The following is a 23,797-nucleotide window of genomic DNA, read 5'->3' as shown; positions in this document are numbered from 1 at the left end:
ATTTGTTTTTATCATGTTGTTAAAAAGTCATATTTAGAAACTTCTCTGATGATTAAATAAAATGAAGATAAATTTTCTATATATTTATCTTCAATATTTCTTCACAAGTCTTATCATACTTTTCGCTAATTGTTTCTAATTGAAAAGTGGTGCGAAGTTTTCGTCTTTTGCTTTATAATAATGTTCCTAGAAGGAATGATCGATTTGGCACATGTTAATTCGTAAGTTATTTAAGTTTGAAAATGCACATGTTGTACGTAACTGTACATCGGATCGTTGTAAGCGATCAATTCATGGACATAGCTATAAAGTCGAATTATTGCTTAAAGCTTCGAAATTAGATCATGGACAAATGGTTTATGATTTTGGGCTTCTAAAAGGAGTAATAAAAGACCTTATTGACAGCTTTGATCATGCAATCTGTTTTTGGGAAAAAGATGATTCTCAATACATTGATGCTTGTCAGACTTTTAGTGCTCGTTGGATTTCTTTACCTGTTTCACCTTCGGCTGAACAGTTTTCACGTATTTTCTTTTATCTAGCTCAGCAAGTTTTACAATCAACCATCACTCAAAATGGGGAAGGTGATGTTGAGGTTTATTCAGTTATTGTTCATGAGACTGATACTGGATATGCACAAAGCTTTATTGAAGATATTCAAAATGAACAAATGGGGATTTTAAGTCTCGATGGAATTATTTTTTCAGAACAAATCCAGATAGAGTGGGCAAATCCTCAAATGTATGAAGACTTGAAAAATGGGATTAAATTTAATAATCCTCAAGTTGATTTACAAGTCGAAGTATAAATCGAATTACTTACAGTATTTGTAGAATTGAAAATTGATCTAGGATGACATTAATGCAATTAACTGAGCAACAGCAAGATAAACTCAGTAAAGTTCAATTAGAAGAAAGCTGGAAAATATCTTTAGCGCCTTTTTTGTTAAGCCCTCAAATGGATAATTTGCGCGACTTCTTATTTCAAGAGAAACAAGCACAAAAAATAATATATCCACCGAGTAAACAAATCTTTAGTGCTCTAAATACGACACCATTGGCTGATGTGAAGGTCGTTATTCTTGGACAAGATCCATATCATGGACCAAACCAAGCAAATGGATTAAGTTTCTCCGTTCAAAAAGGTATTGCATTACCACCATCTTTACGTAATATTTTTCATGAATTACATACAGATTTGGGTATTCCAGCTCCTCGTCATGGCGACTTAACGAAATGGGCTACGCAAGGTGTACTTTTACTGAACAGTGTGCTTACTGTTGAAGCTGGACAGCCAACCTCACATCAAAAGCAAGGTTGGGAAGCATTTACTGATGAAGTCATTGATGTCCTGAATGAGCAAAGAGAGCATATAGTATTTATTTTGTGGGGTGCTTATGCACAGCGCAAAGGACAACGTATAAATAGAGATAAACACTTGGTTTTAACCGCTGCACATCCATCGCCCCTTGCTGCAAACAGAGGTGGTTTTTTTGGATGCAAAGTGTTCTCAAAAACAAATCAATATTTGAAACAACATGGCATTGAGCCCATAGACTGGCAATTGGACGCATGATGAACTCTCCCAATCTAAATAACTATCACCCGGACTTGGTGGTCGAAGAAGCAAAAAACGGCTGGCGTATAGTACGTTTGAATCGTCCTAAATCATTGCATGCTTTAGATGAATCAATCGTAACGGCATTATTACGGGTATTTGAAGATTTCCGTGATGATGAGAACGTTAAAGCAATTTGGTTAGATTCAACAACACCAAAAGCTTTTTGTGCAGGTGGTGATGTTAGAAAATTACGTCAACTTGTTATCAATCAAGAAGTAGACACAGCGAATAAGTTTTTCCAGCAAGAATATGCTTTAGATTTACTCTTACATAATTATGCTAAGCCTGTAGTTGTTTGGGGCGAAGGCTATGTTATGGGTGGTGGTTTGGGCTTGTTTATGGCAGCACCATTCCGTTTAGTAACTCCATATTCTCGTCTGGCAATGCCTGAAATTAATATTGGTTTATATCCGGATGTAGGGGCGAGCCGCTTCTTAGCAGATCGTGGTCCAATAGGGTTGTTTACTGGTTTAACTGGTTCAATCATGACAGCCGCTGGAGCATATAGCATCGGTTGGGCAACACACATTTGTGAAGCACAACGTGATAATGTTTTGCAAAAAGTTTTAAATATTAATTGGGCTCATTATCCTGCAGGGGATTTCCGCGCAATTGATGATACTTTAAATAGTTTGCATCGTCCGGTTGCGGCAGGTCCATTACAAAACTCACTTGATGTGATTCATAGCGTTTGCCGCGGTTTTAATTTTGAACAAGATTATCAAGCTATTGTGAGTTTGCGTGATGCGAGCAGTGACTGGTTACGTCAAGCGAGTGAGAACTTACAAAAAGGATCTCCTAGTACTGCGGCGATCACTTGGTTGTTGTGGCAATGGGGTAAACAGATACATTCTTGGGATGAGGTTTTTGATCTTGAAGCTCAGATCTCTGAGTGGAAAATTCGTCATCCTGACTTTGTTGAAGGGGTTCGTGCACGGTTAGTTGATAAAGATTTATCACCAGAATGGAAACCATGTGAAGACTTAAGCTTAAGAGGCATATTAGCTGATTGTCCGCCAGTGACTTCAATAGATAGCTGGAATGCGTTACTTAGACAACACGGTGTGATCACCTAAAATACATGACTGAATTTAGTGATGAATACTGGATGCAGCTTGCTTACGAGCAAGCTGAATTAGCTGCACAGCAGGGTGAAATTCCTGTTGGTGCGATTGTAGTAAGCCAAAATCGAGTGATTGGATCTGGCTATAATGCTCCAATTAGTTTGTTAGACCCAACTGCACATGCAGAAATTCAAGCTATCCGTGCAGCATGCTTATCATTAAATAATTATCGATTACCTGACGATGCGACTTTATATGTCACTCTTGAACCATGCACAATGTGCGTAGGTGCATTAGTACATGCAAGAATTAAACATGTGGTTTTTGGTACAACAGAACCTAAAGCAGGTTCATTGGTAAGTGCTCGTCAGTTACTACAAGATGGTTATTACAATCATCGGTTTACCTTTCAACAAGGTTGTTTACAAGAAAAATGTGCCCAACAACTCAGTCATTTTTTTAAACAAAGACGCGAGCAAAAGAAACAAGAAAAACAACAGAAAACGTCCTTAAATGATTAAAAAGTAACACGAGCTTATGGCAAACTAACGCGATTTTACTGCCATGTTTTTTAATAAGGAATATTCAATGCGTAATGTAATTACCGTAAAAAAAGAATTTAATGCTCCTCTTAGTGACGTATTTAATTTGCTTTCTAAACATGCAACTTACAATACTGCTTTTGCACCATTACAAGTTGTACGTGTGAAAGATTCAGCAGATTCTAAAAGACCTGATGGTTTAGGTTCAGTTCGTCGTATGGGGTTTGGCCCAATCAAGCCAATTAAAGAAGAAATTACCTTGCTTGAAGAAAATAAAAGCATTGAATATAAATTAATAGACAATCCTTTGATTAAACACCATTTAGGTCGAATCGAGTTTTCTGAAATCACCCCATACATAACTTTAGTTACATATCGCATCGAGTTAACGGCAAAAGCTCCAGTGGTAAGTAAATTAATCCTTGCACAGCTAAAACTAGCCATTACACTAGGCTTTTCGAGATTAGCTAAAGCAGTTGCTTCTTAGTGAGAGTTCAATGACAGTTCAAATTATTACTATTGATGGTCCGAGTGGTTCGGGTAAAGGAACATTGGCAGCAAAACTTGCAGCATATTATCAATATCATTTACTCGATTCTGGTGCCTTATATCGTTTATTAGGGTTGTCATTACATAAACACGATTTATTAGAGAAATTAGACAGTCAACTTGACGAATGTATTCAATATGCACGTCAATTGGATATTAAATTTGAAACTTCCGCAGCAGGCATTCTAGTTTTTCTAGATGGCGAAGATGTATCTCAAACAATTCGTACAGAACGTGTGGGTGAATATGCATCGAAGGTTGCGGCAATTCCTGAACTTAGACAGGCATTATTTGAGAGACAAAGAGCTTTTGCACAACAACCTGGCTTAGTTGCAGATGGCCGTGATATGGCTACAGCTATTTTTCCAGAAGCAAATGCAAAAATTTATCTGACTGCTTCGGCTGAGTCACGTGCTGAGCGAAGAGTAAAACAGTTGCAGGGCATGGGCCTAGATGCTAAAATAAACGACATTTTAGCTAATATACAGGCGCGTGACAAAAGAGATATGGAGCGAGAAGTTGCTCCGCTCAAGCCAGCCAAAGACGCTTATATCATTGATAGTTCGGAATTAACGATCGATCAGGTATTTAAGTTGATGGTTGATTATGTCGATAGCCGTACCATTTAGCAAATAGAATTATCAGTTGACGCATAGCTTGATCAGTCTATAAAGACTATGTTGATACTTAACTAAACCGGCCTTGTCTGATCCAAGACCGCTGAATTTATCAGGTATATCATGACCGAATCTTTTGCAGCCCTCTTTGAAGAAAGTGAATTAAACCTCAACGTTGAAAAGGGTGCAGTCATCCAAGGTGTTGTTGTAAACATCGATAGCGACTGGGTAACTGTTGACACTGGCCTAAAGTCTGAAGGCATTGTTGACCGTGCTGAATTTTTAAATGAACAACGTGAACTTGAAGTTCAGGTTGGTGATACTGTTGACGTAGTTGTTGAAGCTCTTGACAACGGTATGGGTCAAACAGTTTTATCACGTGAAAAAGCTAAGCGTGCTGAAACTTGGACTAAACTTGAAAAAATCTTTGAAGATGGCGAAATCGTTACTGGTGTTATCTCTGGTAAAGTTAAAGGCGGTTTCACTGTTGACATCGGTCCTGTTCGTGCATTCTTACCAGGTTCATTAGTTGACACTCGTCCTATCCGTGACACTACTCACCTTGAAGGTAAAGAGTTAGAGTTTAAAGTAATCAAACTTGATGCTAAACGTAATAACGTTGTTGTATCTCGTCGTGCTGTTATGGAAGCTGAATCTTCTGCTGACCGTGAAGCATTACTTGCTCAACTTGAAGAAGGTCAAACAGTTACAGGTACAATCAAAAATCTTACTGATTACGGTGCATTCGTTGATCTTGGCGGTATTGACGGTCTTCTCCATATCACAGATATGGCTTGGAAACGTATCAAGCACCCTTCAGAAGTTGTTGAAGTTGGTCAAGAAGTTACTGTTAAAGTACTTAAATTTGACCGTGAGCGTAACCGCGTATCTTTAGGCCTTAAGCAATTAGGCGAAGATCCATGGTTAGCGATCATGAGCCGTTACCCTAAAGGTTCTATCGTTAAAGCTCGTGTAACTAACTTAACTGACTACGGTTGTTTCGCTGAAATCGCTGAAGGCGTTGAAGGTTTAGTTCACGTTTCTGAAATGGACCACACTAACAAAAACATCCACCCATCTAAAGTTGTTCAGATTGGTGATGAAGTTGATGTTATGGTTCTTGAAGTTGACGAAGAACGTCGTCGTATCAGCCTTGGTATCAAACAAACTCGTGCTAACCCATGGGAAGAGTTTGCTAAAGCTCATGAGAAAGGCGAAAAAGTATCTGGTACTATCAAGTCTATCACTGACTTTGGTATCTTCATTGGCTTGAACGGCGGTATCGACGGTTTAGTACACTTGTCTGATATTTCTTGGAACGAGCAAGGTGAAGAAGCTATTCGTCGTTACAAGAAAGGTGACACTGTTGAAGCTGTTATCTTGTCTGTAGACGCTGAAGGTAACCGTATCAGCCTTGGTATCAAGCAATTGAACAGCGATCCGTTCAATGATTTCTTAGCTGCTAACGAACGCGGTGCTTTAGTTAAAGGTACTGTAACTGCAGTTGATGCTCGTGGCGCAACTGTTAAGTTGGCTGACGAAGTAGAAGCTACTCTTAAAGCTTCTGAAATCAACCGTGACCGCGTTGAAGATGCAACTAAATTCTTAGAAGTTGGTCAAGAAGTTGAAGCGAAAATCATCAACGTTGATCGTAAATCTCGCTCTATCAACTTGTCTGTTAAAGCAAAAGACGAAGCTGAAGAGAAAGAAGCAGTTGCTAGCTTGCGTACAGCAACAACAAATCAAGAAAATGGTCCTAAGACTATTGGTGATTTGATTAAAGCACAAATGAAGTAATAGGTTAACAAAGTACAGTTTCATGTAACGGAATTGTACTTTTTATACAAATTACTGTAAACGGTAGCCTAGTATTCAACATACTGCGCTACCGTTTTGTATTTAAACAGGTTATTATCAGACGACATAGAGTAGCAATAAATAACGAGGTCGTAGATGACTACTGAAGCTCTTAATAAGTCTGATTTGATTGAACGCATTGCGCTGAAAAACCCACACTTAGCTGAACCTTTGGTGGAAGAGGCGGTTAAAATTATGATTGATCAAATGATAGAGGCCCTATCAACTGATAATCGAATTGAAATCCGTGGTTTCGGTAGCTTTGCTTTACACCACCGTGATCCAAGAGTTGGTCGTAATCCTAAAACAGGAAGATCAGTAGAAGTGGCAGCTAAAGCTGTTCCACATTTCAAACCGGGTAAAGCACTGCGTGATGCAGTCAACGAATCCGGGAAATAAATAAAAATTTATAAGCGGGGTGCCTATGCGTTATATTTTAATTGCATTGCTTATTGTTGTATTTGGTTATTCTTTAGCACTTGTATTGCAAAATCCAACAGAGCTGTCTGTTGATTTGTTATTTACCCAAGTTCCAGCTATGCGTTTAGGCTTATTATTGCTACTCACATTGGTGCTTGGAACAGTGGTTGGTCTTTTGTTAGGCGTGCAAGTTTTCAGAGTATTTCAAAAAGGCTGGGAAATTAAACGTCTTCGCAAAGATATTGACCATTTGAGAAAAGAACAGATTCAAAGTGCTCAATTAGCAGCAGCAGAAGCCGCTGCGAATGTAAGACATGAAAAAACCGTTTTAGATGTTTATCCCCAAGATAAAAACTCTACTCCGTTATAATTTGAACACTACTCTTTATTTACGGGTAAAGAGTAGTAAATTCCTTAATTTATTCGCCTGTTCTTCTTTGTATTTTTCTAAAAATAAGTCCCCATAACATTATTGTCTCTAAATTTGAAAGCCTTCCTTATACATTTCTTTATTACTTGATGACTTGTCTATTATAATGATGCTGATTTTATATGATGGAAGAAAGTCTCTTGAGTATCATTGTTGCGTTAGATGCAAAAAGCCAATATGACGCTTTAAAAATTGTTGAACAACTTGATCCTACTTTATGTCGTGTAAAAGTGGGTAAAGAGCTTTTTACTCATGAAGGCCCATCTGTTGTAAAAAAACTTCAAGAACAAAACTTTGAAGTTTTTCTTGATCTTAAATTTCATGATATTCCAAATACTACCGCTCAGGCTGTTTGTGCAGCAGCTGATCTAGGCGTGTGGATGGTCAACGTCCATGCTTCAGGCGGCCGTAAAATGATGGAAACTTCTGTAGAACGCTTAAAAGCAGGTAACTATCAAACTCAATTAATTGCGGTAACTGTGCTAACTTCAATGGGCCGTGAAGATTTAAAAGATATTGGTCTAGATGTTGAGCCAGTAGAGCAGGTAAAACGCTTAGCTAAACTCACTAAAGAAAGTGGATTAGATGGTGTGGTTTGTTCTGCACAAGAAGCTAAAATTCTACGTGAATTGATTGGACAAGACTTCTCTTTAGTAACACCTGGTATTCGTCCAGAAGGTTCAAATGCGGACGACCAAAAACGTATTGTGACTCCGAAGCAGGCTATGCTTGATGGTTCTACACACTTGGTTATTGGTCGACCAATTACTAAAGCAGAAAATCCAACAGAAATGTTGAAGTCTATTCTTAGTTCAATTGCTTAAAAATTTAGGAATAAGCTAATTAATAGTGGGGCGAGTAGGCTTAATAATAAGCCGCTCATCATGGCATGTGGTACATAATGTGTACCGCATGACTGTTTTACCATGGCTAAGGTAACATCCATTGACGTTGCGCCAGCACTTGAGATAGCAGGGCGTGGAAAACGCCATCCCATTGTATACATTAAAAATATAGCCACAATTTCTCTAAATAAATCAGTTAATAATGCAATACCACCTAGTTCTGCTGAGTGTAATTGCGTAAATAAGATCCCTGACATTGAATACCAGCCATAACCTTGTGCTAATGCTAACGTCTCATTCAGTGCAAAATGCTTGCTAAGCAAAAAGTAGTTAAAGAAGCCCGCTATACATGAGCCGATAAATGCAGCCAAAGGTACAATTAAAATCTTCCAGCTTAACCACGTACGGTTGAAATGAGTGAAGGCAAGTTCAATACCAATTAAGAAAATAAAGAGTAATAATAAATACCAACTATTAAAGGCTATATGTGAATTGAATTGAGTGGCAATAGCTCCTAATAGAACACCGACGCCTAAAGCAAGAAAGGCCTTTGCAATATTTTTTAAAGCATTTACAAAAAGTTGAAGTGAAATTTTGCCTTTGACACTTTGTTTATCAAAAATTGTATAAGCCAATAAACAGGTAAAGAAAGAACCAAAAGATGTGGTAAGTGCAATAATAATAGCGGGTGGAAGTATGGCAGAAGGATTCTCAATTTGATCAAGTGCTAGTGTTAATTCTAAAGCTACACTTGCTAAGAGAATATAAGAAAAATAGGGCAGTATTTTAAAAATAAACTTTTGGATATTTAAAGATAGTTTGGGTGCTAGAAAATAGCCGAAAGCGAGTGCTAAAAATATTTGAATGATGAGATAAAAAGATTGCATATAATAATAGGTGGATTGTTTTAACCCACCTATTATGTCTTGAACATTTTAAGCTGCATAGCTCTGTGCGCTTTTATTTAAGAGTAAATAATCTTTAGGATTAACTTTGCGCGTTTCTAACCAGTACTTCCATGTATAGGTGGGCCATAGTGAAAAGTTTTTTCCATCGGCAGATTGATACCAGCTACTACAACCTCCAGCTTGCCACACAGTTCCTTGAAGCTGAATTTGAACCCGTTCGTTAAAAGCATCTTGAACTTCTGGTTTAATCTCAACAGCTTTTTGGCCTGTTTTTTCTACAAGTTGGATGAGTTGTAAAATGTAATTTACTTGAGATTCAATCATAAAAATAACCGAATTATGACCTAATACTGTATTAGGGCCGACTAATTGAAACAGATTAGGAAAGTTTTTAGTCATAATGCCATAATAACTTTCAGCACCATTTTTCCACGCCTGTTTTAACTCTATTTGATTGCGTCCAATACAAGTGAAATGTTTCAAGTAAATACGTGGGTCAGTAATAAAACCAGTACCATAAATTAAACAATCAATAGATCGTTCTTTACCATCTTTAGTGACAATACTGTTTTCTTTGATTTCTTGAATATTATCCGTTACTAGCTCAACATTTTTACGGTTAAATGTAGGGAAATATTTATTTGAAATAAGAATACGTTTACATCCCATCACAAAGTCAGGTGTAAGTTTCTTGGCTACTTCTTTATCTTTCACTTGGAAGCGAATGAAAGCTTCTGCCAATTTCTGACCATATTTCATAATTTGGGGTTGAACAATAGGTACAACGCGCGACTCATTACTCCAATAAAGACGACTACGATGAATTTGACGATAAAGATTAGAAGATTTGAATAATGCTTTACTCAAACGAGAGTATTTGCGTTCATCTCGTGGTATTACCCAAGCTGCTGTTCTTTGGAATACATAGAGCTGTTTAACATTTCCAGCTATTTCTGGAATATATTGAATCGCGCTACCACCAGTACCAATAGATGCGACTGATTTACCATTTAGGTTATAATCATGTTCCCACTGTGATGAATGAAAAACTTTCCCTTTGAATTTTTCGATGCCTTGAATATGGGGGATTTGTGGGATGTGTAGGGGACCTGATGCAAAAACAACAAATTGAGCTTCAATCGAAGGCTGATTTTTAAAATCAAGAGTCCACACATGACGCATTTCATCATATTGGACATGAGTTACATCGTGGTTAAACTTACAGTAATTTTTAATCTTATATTTTTCTGTAATATCTTGAATATATTCAAATATCTCAGGTCCCTCAGCGTAACGTTTCGACCAGTCTGTTTTAGGGGCAAACGAGAGAGAATACATATGAGATTGAACATCACATGCCGCACCAGGGTAGCGATTTTCGCGCCATGTTCCGCCGACATCGTTTGATTTTTCTAAAATAACAAAGTCTTGCTGTTGATTTTGCAGTAAGCGAATTGCCATTGCTAGGCCACCAAATCCAGCACCAATAATAGCGATTTTAGTTTTTTGAATAGCATCTTGCTTTGCGTTTAGCATTGGAAACCCTACATAAGCTGAAAAGAGGATTGCATGCAAGACTAACGTTTTTTGATCAGTTTAAACATGATTGGATCGACGTGAAAATTGATAGATTCGGCAATTAATTTTCTTTCTTCTTTATAGTAAAACATTTGAGTCTAGGGAAATTGATAGAAGAATGAAACGGTCGATACTTGGTTTAATGTATTTAATTCAAGGAATGCGCAATGCGGGCATTGATGTCGACTCACGTTTGGCTGGTATAGGAATTAAGGTTGATGCTTTAGATCCGAGCTCCACAATTCATGATCGCTTAGAATGGGATATTCAACAAATTATTAGCGAAAATGTTGAGCCTGAAAAGGGGCTATTCATTGGACAGCATTATGCTTTGGCCGGTTACGGACCACTACTTATGTTGCTTGTAACAAGTAATGATGTTCAAACTGCATTAAGTAAAGGAATAAAATATCAAAGACTTACTCATTTGTTTGGTGCTTTAGGGCTTTATGAAACGGATGAGCGCACGATCTTAAATTATTTGCCTGTTGATTTGAAAACCCAAGTGGGACAGTTGCGGGCACAATGTGAAGTTTCAGGAACTTATAAATTTATTCAAGATATTTATATGATGATGGGATTAGAAATGCCCGCTATGCGTATAGAACTTCCATTTGAAAAACCAACGGACTCAGAGACCTTATCTCGCTATTTTGCATACTATGGCGATGATGTGCACTTTAATGGTAAATATGCAGCATTTAGCCTAAGCAAGGATGTACTTGAAATCAAAATTCCTTCTGCAGACATCATTACACATCGTATTTATGAATCAAAATGTATTACAGAAATAACAAGATTAAATCAACAAGATCACCAAACTCCACATATCATACAATGTGTGCAAGATTATCTTGAGTTGCAACAAGGAATTATCCCGAGCATGGCGGAAACAGCTTTTGCATTGAAAATGCCTGAAAGGACATTAAGGCATCAATTGCAACAGTTAAATACGAGTTATAAGCAAATTCGTGAACAAATTATCAAGAATAAGGCATTAAAGCTTATGGAATATAGAGAATACTCAATAGAAGTTATTGCCGACTTACTCGGTTATTCTGAACCAGCGGCATTTAATCATGCATTTAAACGATGGTTTGGGCAGAGTCCTCGACAATATGGCAAAGAGTCATCGTCGTAATTCTTGATGCTAAAAGCTAATGTGGTTGAACAAAATGTTCGCTATACTCCTATCAGTTAAAATTGAAATAAAACGATATGTTAAATTTAAAATCTTCTCATAGTACTGCATTCTCACCTTCTTCCCCAGCAGAACGCTATGCTGAGGCTTTAGCTTCAGGCCAGTTTATGGCAGATGAAGCGCAAGCACAGGCAGTGCAAGAATTAGACCGTGTATGGAAAGAACTTTTAAACCGTTATAAAGCCTCTAAAAAAGCTTTCCGTCGTTTTCGCCGCCAAACTTCACCTAAAGGTGTTTATATGTGGGGTGGAGTAGGCCGTGGAAAAACTTGGCTTATGGATCAATTTTATGAGTCAGTGCCATTTCGTCGTAAAACACGTATGCATTTTCATCATTTCATGCAACATGTTCATAAAGAATTAAACAAGCTTTCTGGTCAACGTAATCCACTTGAAATTGTGGCTGACCAAATTTATAAAGATGCAGTCGTTATTTGTTTTGATGAGTTCTTTGTATCAAACGTAACTGATGCAATGATCTTGAGTGATTTATTCCAAAAATTGTTTGTTCGTGGTGTGACATTGATTGCTACATCAAACATTGCACCAGACGGTTTATATAAAAACGGTATTCATCGTGATCGTTTCTTGCCAACAATTGAAATGGTTAAAAAGAATTGTACTGTTTTAAATGTAGATGCAGGTGTGGATTATCGTTTACGTGTCTTAAAACAAGCTCAATTATTTAAATCTCCATTAAGTAATGAAGTGCAAAGTTGGATGGCGGAACGTTTTAGCGCTTTAACTCACACACAAGCTCACTCTCAAGAGCCGATTGTGATTAATAATCGTGTGGTCGAGACTCTGGGTCATACAGAAGATGTGTTGTGGTGTGAGTTTTCTGAACTTTGCTTTAAACCACGCAGCCCAGCAGATTTTATTGAAATTGCAAATATCTATAATACGGTTCTGGTAAGTAATGTTCCGCATTTAACAGATTTCTTGTCTGAAGGTACACGTCGTTTTATCTACTTAGTCGATGAGTTTTATGATCGTGGAGTAAAACTACTTTTAACTTCGCAAGATAGTATTATTGATATTTATCAAGGTGAAAAATTAGCCTTTGAAATTGAGCGTACTCGTTCGCGTTTATTGGAAATGCAATCAGATGAATATTTGCATTCTGAACATCGCCATATTGATGAAACTAAAAACGCATAAAAAATAGATATGAAAAGCGCTCTTTATAGGGCGCTTTTTTTACAACAAAAATAGATAAATTTAGTTAAATAATGCTTTTTCAGACTGCAAAGTTTGATATAACTAAATACGCTTTAGAAAAATAAGATAGTGGAATTTTTTGTCTGTTAACAAAAAGTCTAGTTTCAGTATCTTTAAATATTGAATAAATTGTTGGGAATCCTAGTTAGAATTTTAATATTTCCTATATAGAAAAATTTATCTTTGTCAATAGTTTTACAAGGGAAAATGCTTACTATTTAGGAATGTGATATTAGTATTCAGCTTAATTTAAATCGGTATACTAGGATTCTCTTGGTATAAAAAGTAGCAACTTCAGGAAAGACAATGACTGCACGTATTCAAAAAGGCAAGTTAGCGATTGCTAAAGAACTTTACGATTTTATCGAAAATGAAGCTTTACCAGGTTCTGGTTTAGATAGTGAAACTTACTGGAAGAACTTTGAGCAAGTTGTTGTCGATCTTAGCCCAAAAAATAAAGCATTATTGGCTAAGCGTGATGAATTACAAGCAAAAATTGATGAATGGCATCGCAACAATAAATTTGAATTAGGTGCTTATAAGGCGTTCTTAACAGAAATTGGTTATTTATTGCCAGAAGTTGAAGACTTTCAAATTACAACTGAAAACGTTGATGAAGAAATCGCATTATTGGCAGGGCCGCAGTTAGTTGTACCTGTACGTAATGCACGTTATAGCTTAAACGCAGCAAATGCTCGTTGGGGCTCTTTATATGATGCACTTTATGGCTTCGATGTAATTTCTGAAGAAGGCGGAGCTGAAAAAGGTAAAGGATATAACCCTGTACGTGGTGCAAAAGTGATTGAGTTCGCTAAAAACTTCTTAAATGAAGTTTTCCCACTTGCACAAGGCTCACATGCAGATGCGACAAAATATGCAATTGAGCAAAACAAACTTGTTGTGACTTTGAAAGATGGTTCAAAAACAGGTTTAGCTCATGAAGCTCAGTTCGTTGGTTTCAACGGTGAAGAAGCGAACCCTACAGAAGTTGTTCTTTTAAGTAATGGCCTTCATGTCATTATCGAAATTGATGCATCTAGCCCAATTGGTCAAACTGATTTAGCGGGTGTAAAAGACTTAACATTTGAAGCGGCTGTAACTACTATTCAGGATTTAGAAGATTCTGTTGCGGCAGTAGATGCTGAAGAAAAAGTTGAAGGTTACCGTAACTGGTTAGGTTTAATGAAAGGTACGCTTCAAGAATCTATCGAGAAAAATGGTAAAACGATTGTTCGTGATTTAAATAAAGATCGCGAAATTAAAAACTTAATTGGTGGTACAACGAAACTTCATGGTCGTTCACTTATGTTACTTCGTAATGTAGGCCATTTAATGACTAACCCAGCGATTTTAGTAGATGGTGAAGAGATTTTCGAAGGTATTATGGATGCATTGGTAACACCATTGTTGTCAGTTGCGGACATTCGTAGTGAAAACGAAAATAAGAACTCTCGTAAAGGTTCTATGTATATTGTTAAGCCAAAAATGCATGGTCCAGAAGAAGTTGCGTTTGCTGTAGAGTTGTTTGAACGTGCTGAACAAGCGATTGGCTTACCGCCTAAATCGTTAAAAATCGGTATTATGGATGAAGAGCGCCGTACATCTGTAAACTTGAAAAACTGTATTGCTGCTGCAAAAGACCGCACGATCTTTATTAATACTGGTTTCATGGACCGTACTGGTGATGAAATTCATACTTCAATGGAAGCTGCACCAGTTGTTCGTAAAGAAGCCGTAAAAACACAAAAATGGATTGCTGCTTACGAAAACCGTAACGTTGCAATTGGTTTGAAGTCAGGTTTACAAGGTAAAGCACAAATTGGTAAAGGCATGTGGCCAAAACCAGATAGCATGAAAGATATGTTGGCAACTAAAGCTGCACATCCAAATGCGGGTGCTTCATGTGCTTGGGTTCCATCTCCAGCAGGTGCAGTACTTCATGCGATGCATTACCATCAAGTGAATGTTAAAGCACGTCAAGATCAGTTGAAAGCTGAAGAAATGTTGTCATTAGATGACTTGTTAACTCCTCCCTTTGCACCAGAAACAAACTGGTCAGCAGAAGAAATCAACAATGAGCTTGAAAATAACTGCCAAGGTATTTTAGGTTACGTTGTTCGTTGGGTTGACTTAGGCGTGGGTTGTTCGAAAGTTCCTGACATTAATAATGTAGGCTTAATGGAAGACCGTGCAACATTACGTATTTCTTCTCAACACGTAGCAAACTGGTTACGTCACGGTATTGTGACTCGTGAACAAGTTGAAGAAGTACTTAAACGCATGGCAAAAATTGTTGATGAGCAAAATGCGAATGATCCATTGTATAAACCAATGGCTGCTAATTTTGAAACTAACATTGCTTTCCAAGCCGCTTCTGATCTCATCTTTAAAGGTTGTGAACAGCCTTCAGGTTATACTGAGCCGTTACTTCATGCTGCTCGTTTAAAGTTAAAAGGTTATACAGGTGACTAATTTTAACCTGTCATAAAAAAAGCCTCTTCGGAGGCTTTTTTTAGTCTCGGTATATTTTTTGCTTAAACTAAGAAAATGTATCTCTAAAGGATTTTTGAATTTGATTAACTTGAAAAGTCTAGATCGTGAGAATTGGCTTCTATGCGCAAAATTATCATTGGATGAATCTCAAAAAGACTATGTTGCACCAAATGTTTATTCTATTGCTGAGTCTAAAGTGGAAGAACATTACTGTCCAAGAGTGATCTGTTTCAATAATGACGTCATTGGGTTCTTAATGTATTGCGTCGAAATTGATCCACCTGATGAGACATTATTCTGGTTATTTCGTTTTATGATTGATAAAAATAATCAAGCTAAAGGTTATGGTACCGAAGCATTGCAAATTGCAATTGATGAAATATTTACAAAAGGAGCTAAACAAATTCGAACTATGTATAAATCATCTAATCATTATGCTGGAAAACTTTATAAAAAATTGGGTTTTATAGAAACTGGAGAATATGATGAATGTGGAGATATTATTTTAGAGTTGAATATTTCCCTTCAAAAAAAACGCTAACCGAAAATTCCAGTTAGCGTATGAAGTAATAGAATAGATTTAAAAGCAATATTAGTTACTGCTCACAATTCCAATTTTGGTGACACCTAAACGCTGCGCTGTAGCCATGACCATCGCTACATTCTTATATTCAGCCATTTGATCTGGTTTAAGTTTGATCTGGTCTTGATCTTTTTTGGCAACCACACTTTGAAATAAAGTCTCTAGTGCGGTGCGGTCTGAAACCTGCTGGTTATTCCAAAACACTTTACCTGCTGCGTCAATTCTTACATCAATCACTTCAGGTGGCTTTTCATTTGTTGGAGGCGGTGTGCCGTTTGGCAAATTAATATTAATCGCATTGTTTGGTGCTGGGATGGTAATAATGAACATAATAATAAGTACCAACATGACATCAATAAGAGGCGTCATGTTAACTTCTAACATCACATCGTCATCATTATTTGAACCGACATTCATACCCATAAAATTCTCCTTAAAATAATTACTGGGAGGCTGGAGGGGTAGTAACAAATGCAATTTTGCCAATACCAGCTTGTTTGGTCGTGCTAATGACCTGATCTATCGCCTCAAAATGAGTAAGCTGGTCTCCACGAATATGAACTTCTGGCTGAGGCCTTTTTTGCGCAACTGCTTGAAGCTTTGATAGCAATATTTCTTTATTAGGCACATAACTTTCATTCCAGAAAATATCTCCTTTCTTGTTCACAGAAAGTTGAATATTTTCAGGTGTGGTGGCATATGGCGTATTTTTTTCTTCTGGTAGTTTCACTGGAACCGTATGTGTAACTACCGGAATCGTAATTAGAAAAATAATAAGTAAAACCAACATGACATCAACCAGAGGCGTCGTATTAATTGCACCAATCATTTCATCGTCATCTTCAGAACCAACACTCATACCCATAACGTTTGCTCCTCGTTATTTAATGCTGCGGTTAACCGAATTATTGGTACTAATTTCTCCGCTTAATAAAACTGCGTGTAAATCTGAACCAAATGAACGAACATTTTCCATAACGGCTTTATTACGGCGAGTTAGCCAGTTGTAACCAAGTACAGCGGGTACTGCGACTGCAAGACCAATAGCTGTCATAATTAAAGCTTCACCGACAGGACCAGCAACTTTATCAATAGATGCCTGACCTGAAATTCCGATGGCAGTTAATGCGTGATAAATTCCCCAAACCGTACCAAAAAGACCAACAAAGGGTGCCGTTGATCCAACGGTTGCTAAGAAAGCTAAACCACCACCTAAATGATTTTGTATTTTTTCAATTGCACGTTGAATTGATATGCTCACCCATGTATTAAAATCGATTCGCTCAAGTAAAGAGCCGCCGTGCGATTTAGTTGAGTTAATGCCTTTTTCAGCAATAAAGCGATATGCGCTACTTTGTTCTAAATTATCAGCTGCATTATCTAGTGAAGTTGCTTCCCAAAAACTTTTCTCTGCCTCTTTGCCTTGTCGTTTTACTTTAGCTTGTTGTAAGAATTTTGAAATAATGATGTACCACGTGCCAATAGACATCAGTACTAATATAAATAAGGTAGATTTAGCGACTAAGTCTCCTTCACGCCAAAGCGCTTCTAGACCATAAGGGTTTTTAACAGTTTCGCTTGTTGCTGGTTTCGGTGGTGGAGTTGGAGTATTTGCATTTGAAGTAGCTTCAGCGGTTGCTGTTGCCACAGGAGTATTACTCGTTTCTTCTGCAAAAACCGAGTTTAATGGAAGTAATGAGCAAGCTGCGATTAAACTTGCAGAAGCGAAACGTACTAGCGGTTGAGTTGATTTTTTCATCATATTATCTCCAATATTTTTTAATTTCTGACTAATTCAATTGTTTATTCAATTACGAATGGATATTCAATTTCATACCAGTCTTGCTGAGGCACGCCATCTTTCATTGCTGGTTTGAATGTACATAAGCTGTAAGCTTTAGTTGCTGCTTTATCTAAGGTTTTGCTGCCACTTGATTTTTTTACTTTGGCATCAATGACTTTGCCTGAAGTATCAACCAAAACACGTATACGCACCGTACCTTGTTCTTCATTCATCAGTGCTTCACGAGGATATTCCGGTTTTTCACAGCCAGCAGAACCTTCCGAAACACCGCGAGTTACGCCAGCTGGTTTAGGAGCTGGGGCAGCTGCCACTGGAGCTGGTGCGGCAACAGGGCTTGGTGATGGGGTGCTAGGTGCAGCAGGAGCTGGAGTAGCAACTTTAGTTGGTTGAGCTACTGGTGTCGTTTTTTGTACCGGTGTCGCTACTTTCTCTACTTGTTTAGGCGGCTCAGGAACTTTGGCAACTTTTTCTACCATTTTAGGTGGCTCAGGTGGTTTTTCCTTAGGTTTTGGCTCCTCCGGTTTAGGTGGAGGAGGTGGTTTAATGTCTTGAATAATTTGTAATTCCACAGGTTTTTCTGCTGGTTTTTGAATATTGTTTGCTAAACCTGACATCAGAATATAGGCAACAATAAGATGCAGAAAAAGTACTGCGGCAATACCAATAAGGCGCTTTGCAGATTTATTTTCTATGTCTGTAAAAGTCATGCCCATAGTTACTCCTGAAACTTGAGACAAACAATTCTTAAATTAATGTTTGACTAAGGGTGAGTATTTGTTCTGCAAACACGATGTTTAAGTCATGTTTGCAGAACAACCATTTAGAACTTATATGTACCTCGTACAAAGTACGTACGCCCTAAAGGATCTGCGTAACGTGGGTCATATCCCATTTGAAAGTTATCAATTACATTAGAAGCAGGAGGGTCTTCATCAAAAATATTTTTAATACCAGCGGTCACTTCTAGATTTTTAAAGCCTTTATAAGTGCCTGAAATATTGTATGTTGTATAGTCGCTGACTCTATGGTTTTGGTCGTTAGAGTTTTGATCTTGGTACCCACGAGAGAAGTTTTGTTGCAGATTTAAAGCCCAGTTTTCATAATTCCAATTTAGGTTTGCGGTATGTTTCCAACGCAGAATAATAGATTGATAGTCTAAGCCGCTATATGACCCAGCAACACCTATCCATTCTCCATCTGGCTCGGCTTGGTATTTGTAGTCTGTTATATATGTACCATCAATGTTGAAACCGAATCGACCTGTAGCAGTCATTGGAGAAACCCAACTTAAGCCGACGTCGAAACCAGAAGTTTTAATTCCACCTAAATTTTGTTGTGTTGTAATAATATAATCTAATGAGCCATCAGGATTACGTACAAATTTGTCTGCATATTTCACAGGGTCATTAAAAATAGCAGTTTCCGAAAGTGTAGCAATTTGCTTGTCGACTTCGATATTGAAGTAATCAAGAGTGAAGGCTAAATTTTTAATTGGTTCAAATACTAAACCTGCAGTAAAAGACTTTGACTCTTCTGGATCTAGAGTTTTATTACCTCCATTTTGTCTATCAAATTGCATCTTACAATCACGTTCTTTTTGCCCTCCTGGTTGTACAACTCCACCAGGGCAAAGCAGTGGATCATTATATGATGCACCTGTATTGGTTATCGAATTTGCGCCATTAACTTCCCAAAGTGTTGGTGCTCTGAAACCTGTACTATAAGTTGTACGGAACATTAACTGTTTAATAGGTTCCCAACGAAGTGCAAATTTTGGATTAAACGTATCACCAAAATCGTTGTAGTCATCATAACGAGCGGCAATTTGAGCTTCTAAAGTTTTAAGAAGTGGGATATGAAATTCAGTAAATACCGATTTAATATTACGATCGCCAGTATTTACTGGTTCATCAGGATCGACACCTGTACTAGGTGCTACTCGGGCAACATCAGTAACGACTTTTGAAGTCCAATCTTCATAACGATAGCTTGCTCCAACTGCAAAACCAACATCTCCAGCTGGTAATTTAAATATAGGTCGGCTTGCAGTGAAATCAACCGTAGTTGTATCTAGGTTGGCTTTTAAATATTTACCTTCAACTCCTAACTCATTCCATACATTAGCATCTTCAGGGTTTTGTGGTCCGAATGGGTTTAAAATACCATTATTTAAAGCTTCTTGTGTTTTATCAAAGTTTAAATAGCCACTTACGATAGCATCCGATGCACTACTATGTGCATAGGTAACGCCTGAATTAATGTCCCAACCATGAGTTTCACCCTCAATACCAGCAAACAATCTATGTGATTGGTTAATACTGTTACTTATACGATTACCCGATTGTGAACGCAGATATAAAGGGATAGTTCCCTTCGCGCCTGCTAAAGCTGGAGTTATGCCGTTTCCTGGATAATATTTACTATTAGAGTCAAGCGTCAGATCAAAAAATACATCTGGCGCAACTGAAGTAGTGACTTCACTTCTTGCATATAAATATTCTGCAATCGCGTTAAAATTATCATTTAGTTTAAATGTAGCTCGGCCCATAGCTGAGATGTCTTCTGTTTTTGGAACAATTCCAATCACAGCTTGACTGTTATATCGACAAGTTCCATCATCGACACTATTAAGAGGGTTATTACCACAACCAGTGGATGCGTAAGGGTTACCTAAACCTGGGACATTGGCAGGGAATGAACCACTACTGGTTCTATTGACACCTAATTCGGGTAATATGCCTCCACGCCGACTAACTTTACGGTCTTTGGCCATGACATCATCGCCTTTGCGATAGTCCACCACACCAAAAACGTTATAGCCATTTTCGTCTAAATCACCGAAGCCACCAAAGATGCTGTAGTCTTGCTGCTCACCGCCTTTTTGTTCTGGTTTTTGATAACCAGCGGTCAGATTAAGTCCGGTAAATTGCTTTTTGGTAATAAAGTTAATTACCCCGCCAATTGCATCTGTTCCATAAATGGAAGAGGCGCCATCTCTTAGAACCTCAATGCGGTCTAACATTGCGAGTGGGATAATATTTAAGTTTGTGACGCCACTGTCATATGCATTTGCAGCTAATCGACGACCATTAAGTAAAACAAGTGTTTTATTGGCACCTAAGGCTCTCAAGTTTGCCGCTGAACCAGCTGTTTTACTTGCACCCACGTTACTGGCAGTAACAAAATTAGATTGGTTTGCACTAATTTTGGCTAAAGCTTCTTCAGTTGTAGTTACCCCTTGTTTTAAAATTTCATCCACTTTTACGATAGTAATTGGTGAAGCACTTTGAGCTGCAACTCCCTTGATTGAAGAGCCTGTCACAGCAACTTTTACAACTTTGACGGGTTTATCATCATTGCTTGATTGTTCTGTTTCTGCTGCTTGTGCCATGGTAAGACACATCATGCTTAAACTAAGGGTACTTAATTTAAGAATTGTTTTGCCAATCTTGGGGGTTACCTGAGATCGAACATTGTATTTTTTTTTCATCGTGGATTTGATCCCTTTTTGTTGTAGTTAGCGATATTGCTGGAAAGTTTTTAAGCAAAGCAAGTGCCAACTATATATTTTTCTTTTTTAGTTTATGCAAAATATTGATATATATTGATTTTATTATGTTTGTGGTGAGGATTTAGTGTTTTATCTTCACCTAAAAAATTTTCCATTTGGTAAGTTTTCATACAGTGGCCAAAAGTTCCAAAATTATTTGTACAAAAAGTAATCATTATTGGATTGTTCATGTATCGATTCGTATCTTTTGTATCTTTTTAGAACTTTTTTAAATGTAATTGTATAATGTAACATTTCTTTTGTTTTTTTATTTTTTAATATAAATTAGCATCTTATGTTGATATTTCTTGTTTGGTCTATAAAAAAATTATGAACTAGAATGAAACATTCATGACTTTTAATTGTGCATTATAGGCTAATAATGGATAAGTTATATAAATATAATATTTGGCAAAAACTTACTTTTATTTATATAGTCCCAGAAGTTTTAAGTGCCTAATTAAAATGTAAATTTTAAATATTTCTATATGAATTATTCTTGATCATAAAATATGGCATGAAATTCGCTTTATATTAGATAGTTACAGCTTTCTAATTTCATTATGATGTTTTCCATTCGATCAAATAAAAGATTGAATAGAAAGGTTAATAATTTACAAAGAAGAAAGTAGTCCATTGAGAAAGAACTTTTCTTATTCGGATTTAGATGTTACTCAAAAGGATAATATCTTTAAAAAATTAATTAAGTAGGTAGGAACTTGAAATTAAAAATTTTTAAGCTCGCAATTCTAAGTCTGGCTATTACATCAGTTTCTTGTGCTTTCGCCCAAACGCCTGCGCAACCAAACAAAATATTACACGTTGCCTATGAAGCCCCAGATGATGGTTTTGACATGGTTAAAACCACCAATTTTTATAGTGCCAGTATCGCGGAAACCATATTTGAGCCTTTACTCAAATATGATTATTTAGCTCGTCCAGTACAGTTAGTTCCATATACGGCTGAAAGCCTGCCTAAGGTTGAACAAGACGGTAAAGTTTATACATTTAAAATTAGGCCCGGTATTTATTTTACCAATGACCCTGCTTTTAAAGGTAAACGCCGTGAGCTAGTAGCTGAAGACTACGTCTATACAATTAAACGCATTTTAGATCCTGAAAATAGGGCACCTTCAGTTTCTTTTATTGAGGGTAAATTATTAGGTGCAGATGCAGTTGTAGCTCAAGCAAAGAAAACGGGAAAGTTTAATTATGCTACTCCAATTACTGGGGTTAAAGCACTTGATCGATATACTTTACAATTTACTTTGACTCGCCAAGATTTTAATTTTCCTTATATTCTTGCCTATATTACCTTTGGTGGCGTTGCAAAAGAGGTTGTTGACTATTACGGTGACCGTATCGGTATGCATCCAGTTGGTACCGGACCGTACATGCTAAGTAAATATGTACCGAGAAGTAAGGTCGAATTAGTTGCCAATCCTGATTATCGAGGTTTTGTCTGGAATTTTAAGTCAACAGGCACGCCGTGGGATAACCAGCTTATTAAAGAAATGAGCGGTAAGAAAATGCCCCAAATTGGTAAGGTTGTAGTCAGTATTATTGAGGAACAACAGTCACGATGGTTAGCTTTTCAGTCTGGTCAATTAGATTTTGACAGACTTACAGCAGATGCTGTTCCTCAAGCTTTAGATGGAAATCAACTTAAGACTTCTTTTCAGAAAAGGGGAATTAAGCATTTTCCAAATAAAGAACCTGAAATGACCTATACGATGATGAACATGCGTGATCCGGTCATTGGTGGTTTTAGCCCAGAAAAGATTGCACTTCGTAGAGCAATTACGTTGGCATATAATCAAAAAGAAAGTATAAGACAGGCTTACAAAGGCCAAGCTGTTAGAGCAGAAATGTTCATACCTGAAGGTGTAAATGGATATAACCCCAAGTACAGAAGTAGCGTAGGGTATAATCCATTATTGGCAAATAAATTACTTGATTATTATGGTTATAAAAAAGGGGCTGATGGCTATCGAAACTTGCCAAACGGAAAACCTTTGGTTTTAAAAATTAATAATGAAAATAGTTCAGCATCGGTTATTCACTCCGAACTCTGGAAAAAAAATTTAGACGCGATTGGTATTCGCGCAGAATTCAAAGTGAGTAATTTTGCAGATAACTTAAAGGCTGCAACTCAATGTAAATATATGATTTGGAGCGGCGCATGGATTGCTGACTATCCTGAAGGAGACAATTTTGCACAATTACTGTATGGACCAAATGCTGGTCAGGGAAACCATGCTTGTTACCAGTCTAAAACATATGATGCCCTTTATAATCAAGCCACTCATTTACCACCCCAACAACGTCTACCATATTATGAAAAGCTTAACCGCCAGATTGAAGCTGATAATCCCTGGATTATTCATGTAACGCGAATTCGTAATTGGTTGATACGGCCACAAGTTCAGGGTTTTAAACCTCATCCAATAATGAACACAAACTGGCAATATCTTGATATTACCCCTGATAAAAAATAATTTTAGATAAAGATAAAT

Annotated in this window: 22 protein-coding genes; 15 read left to right on the top strand and 7 right to left on the bottom strand. The window is 37.3% G+C overall.

The annotated features are described in order from the left end of the window. Window positions 1-211 precede the first annotated feature (211 nt). The 10 genes from AOLE_RS10850 to pyrF all read left to right on the top strand — a co-directional run bounded on the left by AOLE_RS10850 (window position 212) and on the right by pyrF (window position 7,923). Window positions 212-808 (top strand): 6-pyruvoyl trahydropterin synthase family protein, encoded by a 597-nt coding sequence (locus AOLE_RS10850; protein ID WP_013198078.1) that lies wholly within the window; start codon window positions 212-214, stop codon window positions 806-808. A 53-nt stretch (window positions 809-861) separates the two neighbouring features. Next, window positions 862-1,575: a uracil-DNA glycosylase gene (gene ung, locus AOLE_RS10845; protein ID WP_005304723.1), complete on the top strand. Its 714-nt coding sequence runs from the start codon at window positions 862-864 to the stop codon at window positions 1,573-1,575. Next, entirely contained in the window at window positions 1,572-2,696 is a 1,125-nt protein-coding gene (locus AOLE_RS10840; RefSeq protein WP_013198077.1) for an enoyl-CoA hydratase/isomerase family protein, read from the top strand. The genes ung and AOLE_RS10840 overlap by 4 nt, the downstream gene beginning before the upstream one ends. 5 nt (window positions 2,697-2,701) lie before the next feature. After that, window positions 2,702-3,205 carry a tRNA adenosine(34) deaminase TadA gene (tadA, locus tag AOLE_RS10835; protein WP_005304734.1) on the top strand — a complete coding sequence of 168 codons (504 nt, stop codon included), beginning with the start codon at window positions 2,702-2,704 and terminating at the stop codon, window positions 3,203-3,205. A gap of 67 nt (window positions 3,206-3,272) precedes the next feature. Further along, window positions 3,273-3,713, top strand: a complete 441-nt coding sequence (locus AOLE_RS10830) for an SRPBCC family protein (RefSeq protein ID WP_013198075.1) — start codon at window positions 3,273-3,275, stop codon at window positions 3,711-3,713. Between the two features lie 10 nt (window positions 3,714-3,723). Next, on the top strand, window positions 3,724-4,404 hold the full coding sequence (cmk, locus tag AOLE_RS10825) for a (d)CMP kinase (RefSeq protein ID WP_013198074.1): 681 nt from the start codon (window positions 3,724-3,726) through the stop codon (window positions 4,402-4,404). A gap of 111 nt (window positions 4,405-4,515) precedes the next feature. Beyond that, window positions 4,516-6,189 (top strand): 30S ribosomal protein S1, encoded by a 1,674-nt coding sequence (rpsA, locus tag AOLE_RS10820; protein WP_004792715.1) that lies wholly within the window; start codon window positions 4,516-4,518, stop codon window positions 6,187-6,189. Between the two features lie 156 nt (window positions 6,190-6,345). Next, window positions 6,346-6,648 (top strand): integration host factor subunit beta, encoded by a 303-nt coding sequence (locus tag AOLE_RS10815; RefSeq protein WP_003651488.1) that lies wholly within the window; start codon window positions 6,346-6,348, stop codon window positions 6,646-6,648. Window positions 6,649-6,673: 25 nt separating this feature from the next. Next, window positions 6,674-7,039: a lipopolysaccharide assembly protein LapA domain-containing protein gene (locus AOLE_RS10810; protein WP_004792713.1), complete on the top strand. Its 366-nt coding sequence runs from the start codon at window positions 6,674-6,676 to the stop codon at window positions 7,037-7,039. Window positions 7,040-7,224: 185 nt separating this feature from the next. Further along, the gene (gene pyrF / locus AOLE_RS10805) at window positions 7,225-7,923 is read left to right on the top strand and encodes an orotidine-5'-phosphate decarboxylase (protein ID WP_035331586.1); all 699 of its coding nucleotides are present in this window, start codon (window positions 7,225-7,227) and stop codon (window positions 7,921-7,923) included. On the opposite strand, the gene AOLE_RS10800 is transcribed toward pyrF, so the two are convergent. Continuing rightward, window positions 7,920-8,831, bottom strand: coding sequence for a lysine exporter LysO family protein (locus AOLE_RS10800; RefSeq protein WP_013198072.1), 912 nt, complete (start codon window positions 8,829-8,831; stop codon window positions 7,920-7,922). The two genes, pyrF and AOLE_RS10800, sit on opposite strands and share 4 nt — an antisense overlap. Window positions 8,832-8,879: 48 nt before the next feature. After that, window positions 8,880-10,427: a flavin-containing monooxygenase gene (locus AOLE_RS10795; protein ID WP_081399157.1), complete on the bottom strand. Its 1,548-nt coding sequence runs from the start codon at window positions 10,425-10,427 to the stop codon at window positions 8,880-8,882. A 121-nt stretch (window positions 10,428-10,548) separates the two neighbouring features. Between AOLE_RS10795 and AOLE_RS10790 the strand changes: the two genes are divergently transcribed. The 4 genes from AOLE_RS10790 to AOLE_RS10775 all read left to right on the top strand — a co-directional run bounded on the left by AOLE_RS10790 (window position 10,549) and on the right by AOLE_RS10775 (window position 15,885). Then, window positions 10,549-11,571 (top strand): AraC family transcriptional regulator, encoded by a 1,023-nt coding sequence (locus AOLE_RS10790; RefSeq protein WP_013198070.1) that lies wholly within the window; start codon window positions 10,549-10,551, stop codon window positions 11,569-11,571. A 77-nt stretch (window positions 11,572-11,648) separates the two neighbouring features. Then, window positions 11,649-12,791 carry a cell division protein ZapE gene (zapE, locus tag AOLE_RS10785; protein WP_005304748.1) on the top strand — a complete coding sequence of 381 codons (1,143 nt, stop codon included), beginning with the start codon at window positions 11,649-11,651 and terminating at the stop codon, window positions 12,789-12,791. Window positions 12,792-13,157: 366 nt separating this feature from the next. After that, a complete protein-coding gene (locus tag AOLE_RS10780) occupies window positions 13,158-15,323 on the top strand; it encodes a malate synthase G (RefSeq protein ID WP_013198069.1) in 2,166 nt (721 codons plus the stop codon). A gap of 100 nt (window positions 15,324-15,423) precedes the next feature. Next, window positions 15,424-15,885: a GNAT family N-acetyltransferase gene (locus tag AOLE_RS10775; protein ID WP_013198068.1), complete on the top strand. Its 462-nt coding sequence runs from the start codon at window positions 15,424-15,426 to the stop codon at window positions 15,883-15,885. Between the two features lie 51 nt (window positions 15,886-15,936). On the opposite strand, the gene AOLE_RS10770 is transcribed toward AOLE_RS10775, so the two are convergent. The 5 genes from AOLE_RS10770 to AOLE_RS10750 all read right to left on the bottom strand — a co-directional run bounded on the left by AOLE_RS10770 (window position 15,937) and on the right by AOLE_RS10750 (window position 21,221). Further along, on the bottom strand, window positions 15,937-16,350 hold the full coding sequence (locus tag AOLE_RS10770; RefSeq protein ID WP_013198067.1) for an ExbD/TolR family protein: 414 nt from the start codon (window positions 16,348-16,350) through the stop codon (window positions 15,937-15,939). A gap of 19 nt (window positions 16,351-16,369) precedes the next feature. Then, entirely contained in the window at window positions 16,370-16,792 is a 423-nt protein-coding gene (locus tag AOLE_RS10765; protein WP_004792697.1) for an ExbD/TolR family protein, read from the bottom strand. Between the two features lie 15 nt (window positions 16,793-16,807). Then, window positions 16,808-17,689, bottom strand: coding sequence for a MotA/TolQ/ExbB proton channel family protein (locus AOLE_RS10760; RefSeq protein ID WP_005304760.1), 882 nt, complete (start codon window positions 17,687-17,689; stop codon window positions 16,808-16,810). A gap of 41 nt (window positions 17,690-17,730) precedes the next feature. Next, complete coding sequence (locus tag AOLE_RS10755; protein ID WP_005304763.1) at window positions 17,731-18,444, bottom strand: energy transducer TonB; 714 nt, start codon at window positions 18,442-18,444, stop codon at window positions 17,731-17,733. A gap of 107 nt (window positions 18,445-18,551) precedes the next feature. Then, window positions 18,552-21,221: a TonB-dependent receptor gene (locus tag AOLE_RS10750; RefSeq protein WP_005304765.1), complete on the bottom strand. Its 2,670-nt coding sequence runs from the start codon at window positions 21,219-21,221 to the stop codon at window positions 18,552-18,554. A 779-nt stretch (window positions 21,222-22,000) separates the two neighbouring features. Between AOLE_RS10750 and AOLE_RS10745 the strand changes: the two genes are divergently transcribed. Next, window positions 22,001-23,779, top strand: coding sequence for an ABC transporter substrate-binding protein (locus tag AOLE_RS10745; RefSeq protein ID WP_005304768.1), 1,779 nt, complete (start codon window positions 22,001-22,003; stop codon window positions 23,777-23,779). The last annotated feature ends 18 nt before the right edge of the window (window positions 23,780-23,797 follow it).

The sequence above is a fragment of the Acinetobacter oleivorans DR1 genome, assembly GCF_000196795.1.
In the GTDB taxonomy this organism is placed as follows: Bacteria; Pseudomonadota; Gammaproteobacteria; order Pseudomonadales; family Moraxellaceae; genus Acinetobacter; species Acinetobacter oleivorans.
The sequence above is the reverse complement of the archived record's forward strand: the minus strand, read 5'-3'. Positions and strand labels throughout refer to the sequence as shown.

Bases quoted from the DNA above. Each gene is read 5' to 3' on its own strand.
- AOLE_RS10850 (WP_013198078.1), top strand. From the start codon at position 212: ATGTTAATTCGTAAGTTATTTAAGTTTGAAAATGCACATGTTGTACGT.
- ung (WP_005304723.1), top strand. From the start codon at position 862: ATGCAATTAACTGAGCAACAGCAAGATAAACTCAGTAAAGTTCAATTA.
- AOLE_RS10840 (WP_013198077.1), top strand. From the start codon at position 1,572: ATGATGAACTCTCCCAATCTAAATAACTATCACCCGGACTTGGTGGTC.
- tadA (WP_005304734.1), top strand. From the start codon at position 2,702: ATGACTGAATTTAGTGATGAATACTGGATGCAGCTTGCTTACGAGCAA.
- AOLE_RS10830 (WP_013198075.1), top strand. From the start codon at position 3,273: ATGCGTAATGTAATTACCGTAAAAAAAGAATTTAATGCTCCTCTTAGT.
- cmk (WP_013198074.1), top strand. From the start codon at position 3,724: ATGACAGTTCAAATTATTACTATTGATGGTCCGAGTGGTTCGGGTAAA.
- rpsA (WP_004792715.1), top strand. From the start codon at position 4,516: ATGACCGAATCTTTTGCAGCCCTCTTTGAAGAAAGTGAATTAAACCTC.
- AOLE_RS10815 (WP_003651488.1), top strand. From the start codon at position 6,346: ATGACTACTGAAGCTCTTAATAAGTCTGATTTGATTGAACGCATTGCG.
- AOLE_RS10810 (WP_004792713.1), top strand. From the start codon at position 6,674: ATGCGTTATATTTTAATTGCATTGCTTATTGTTGTATTTGGTTATTCT.
- pyrF (WP_035331586.1), top strand. From the start codon at position 7,225: ATGGAAGAAAGTCTCTTGAGTATCATTGTTGCGTTAGATGCAAAAAGC.
- AOLE_RS10800 (WP_013198072.1), bottom strand. From the start codon at position 8,831: ATGCAATCTTTTTATCTCATCATTCAAATATTTTTAGCACTCGCTTTC.
- AOLE_RS10790 (WP_013198070.1), top strand. From the start codon at position 10,549: ATGAAACGGTCGATACTTGGTTTAATGTATTTAATTCAAGGAATGCGC.
- zapE (WP_005304748.1), top strand. From the start codon at position 11,649: ATGTTAAATTTAAAATCTTCTCATAGTACTGCATTCTCACCTTCTTCC.
- AOLE_RS10780 (WP_013198069.1), top strand. From the start codon at position 13,158: ATGACTGCACGTATTCAAAAAGGCAAGTTAGCGATTGCTAAAGAACTT.
- AOLE_RS10770 (WP_013198067.1), bottom strand. From the start codon at position 16,350: ATGGGTATGAATGTCGGTTCAAATAATGATGACGATGTGATGTTAGAA.
- AOLE_RS10765 (WP_004792697.1), bottom strand. From the start codon at position 16,792: ATGGGTATGAGTGTTGGTTCTGAAGATGACGATGAAATGATTGGTGCA.
- AOLE_RS10760 (WP_005304760.1), bottom strand. From the start codon at position 17,689: ATGATGAAAAAATCAACTCAACCGCTAGTACGTTTCGCTTCTGCAAGT.
- AOLE_RS10755 (WP_005304763.1), bottom strand. From the start codon at position 18,444: ATGGGCATGACTTTTACAGACATAGAAAATAAATCTGCAAAGCGCCTT.
- AOLE_RS10750 (WP_005304765.1), bottom strand. From the start codon at position 21,221: ATGAAAAAAAAATACAATGTTCGATCTCAGGTAACCCCCAAGATTGGC.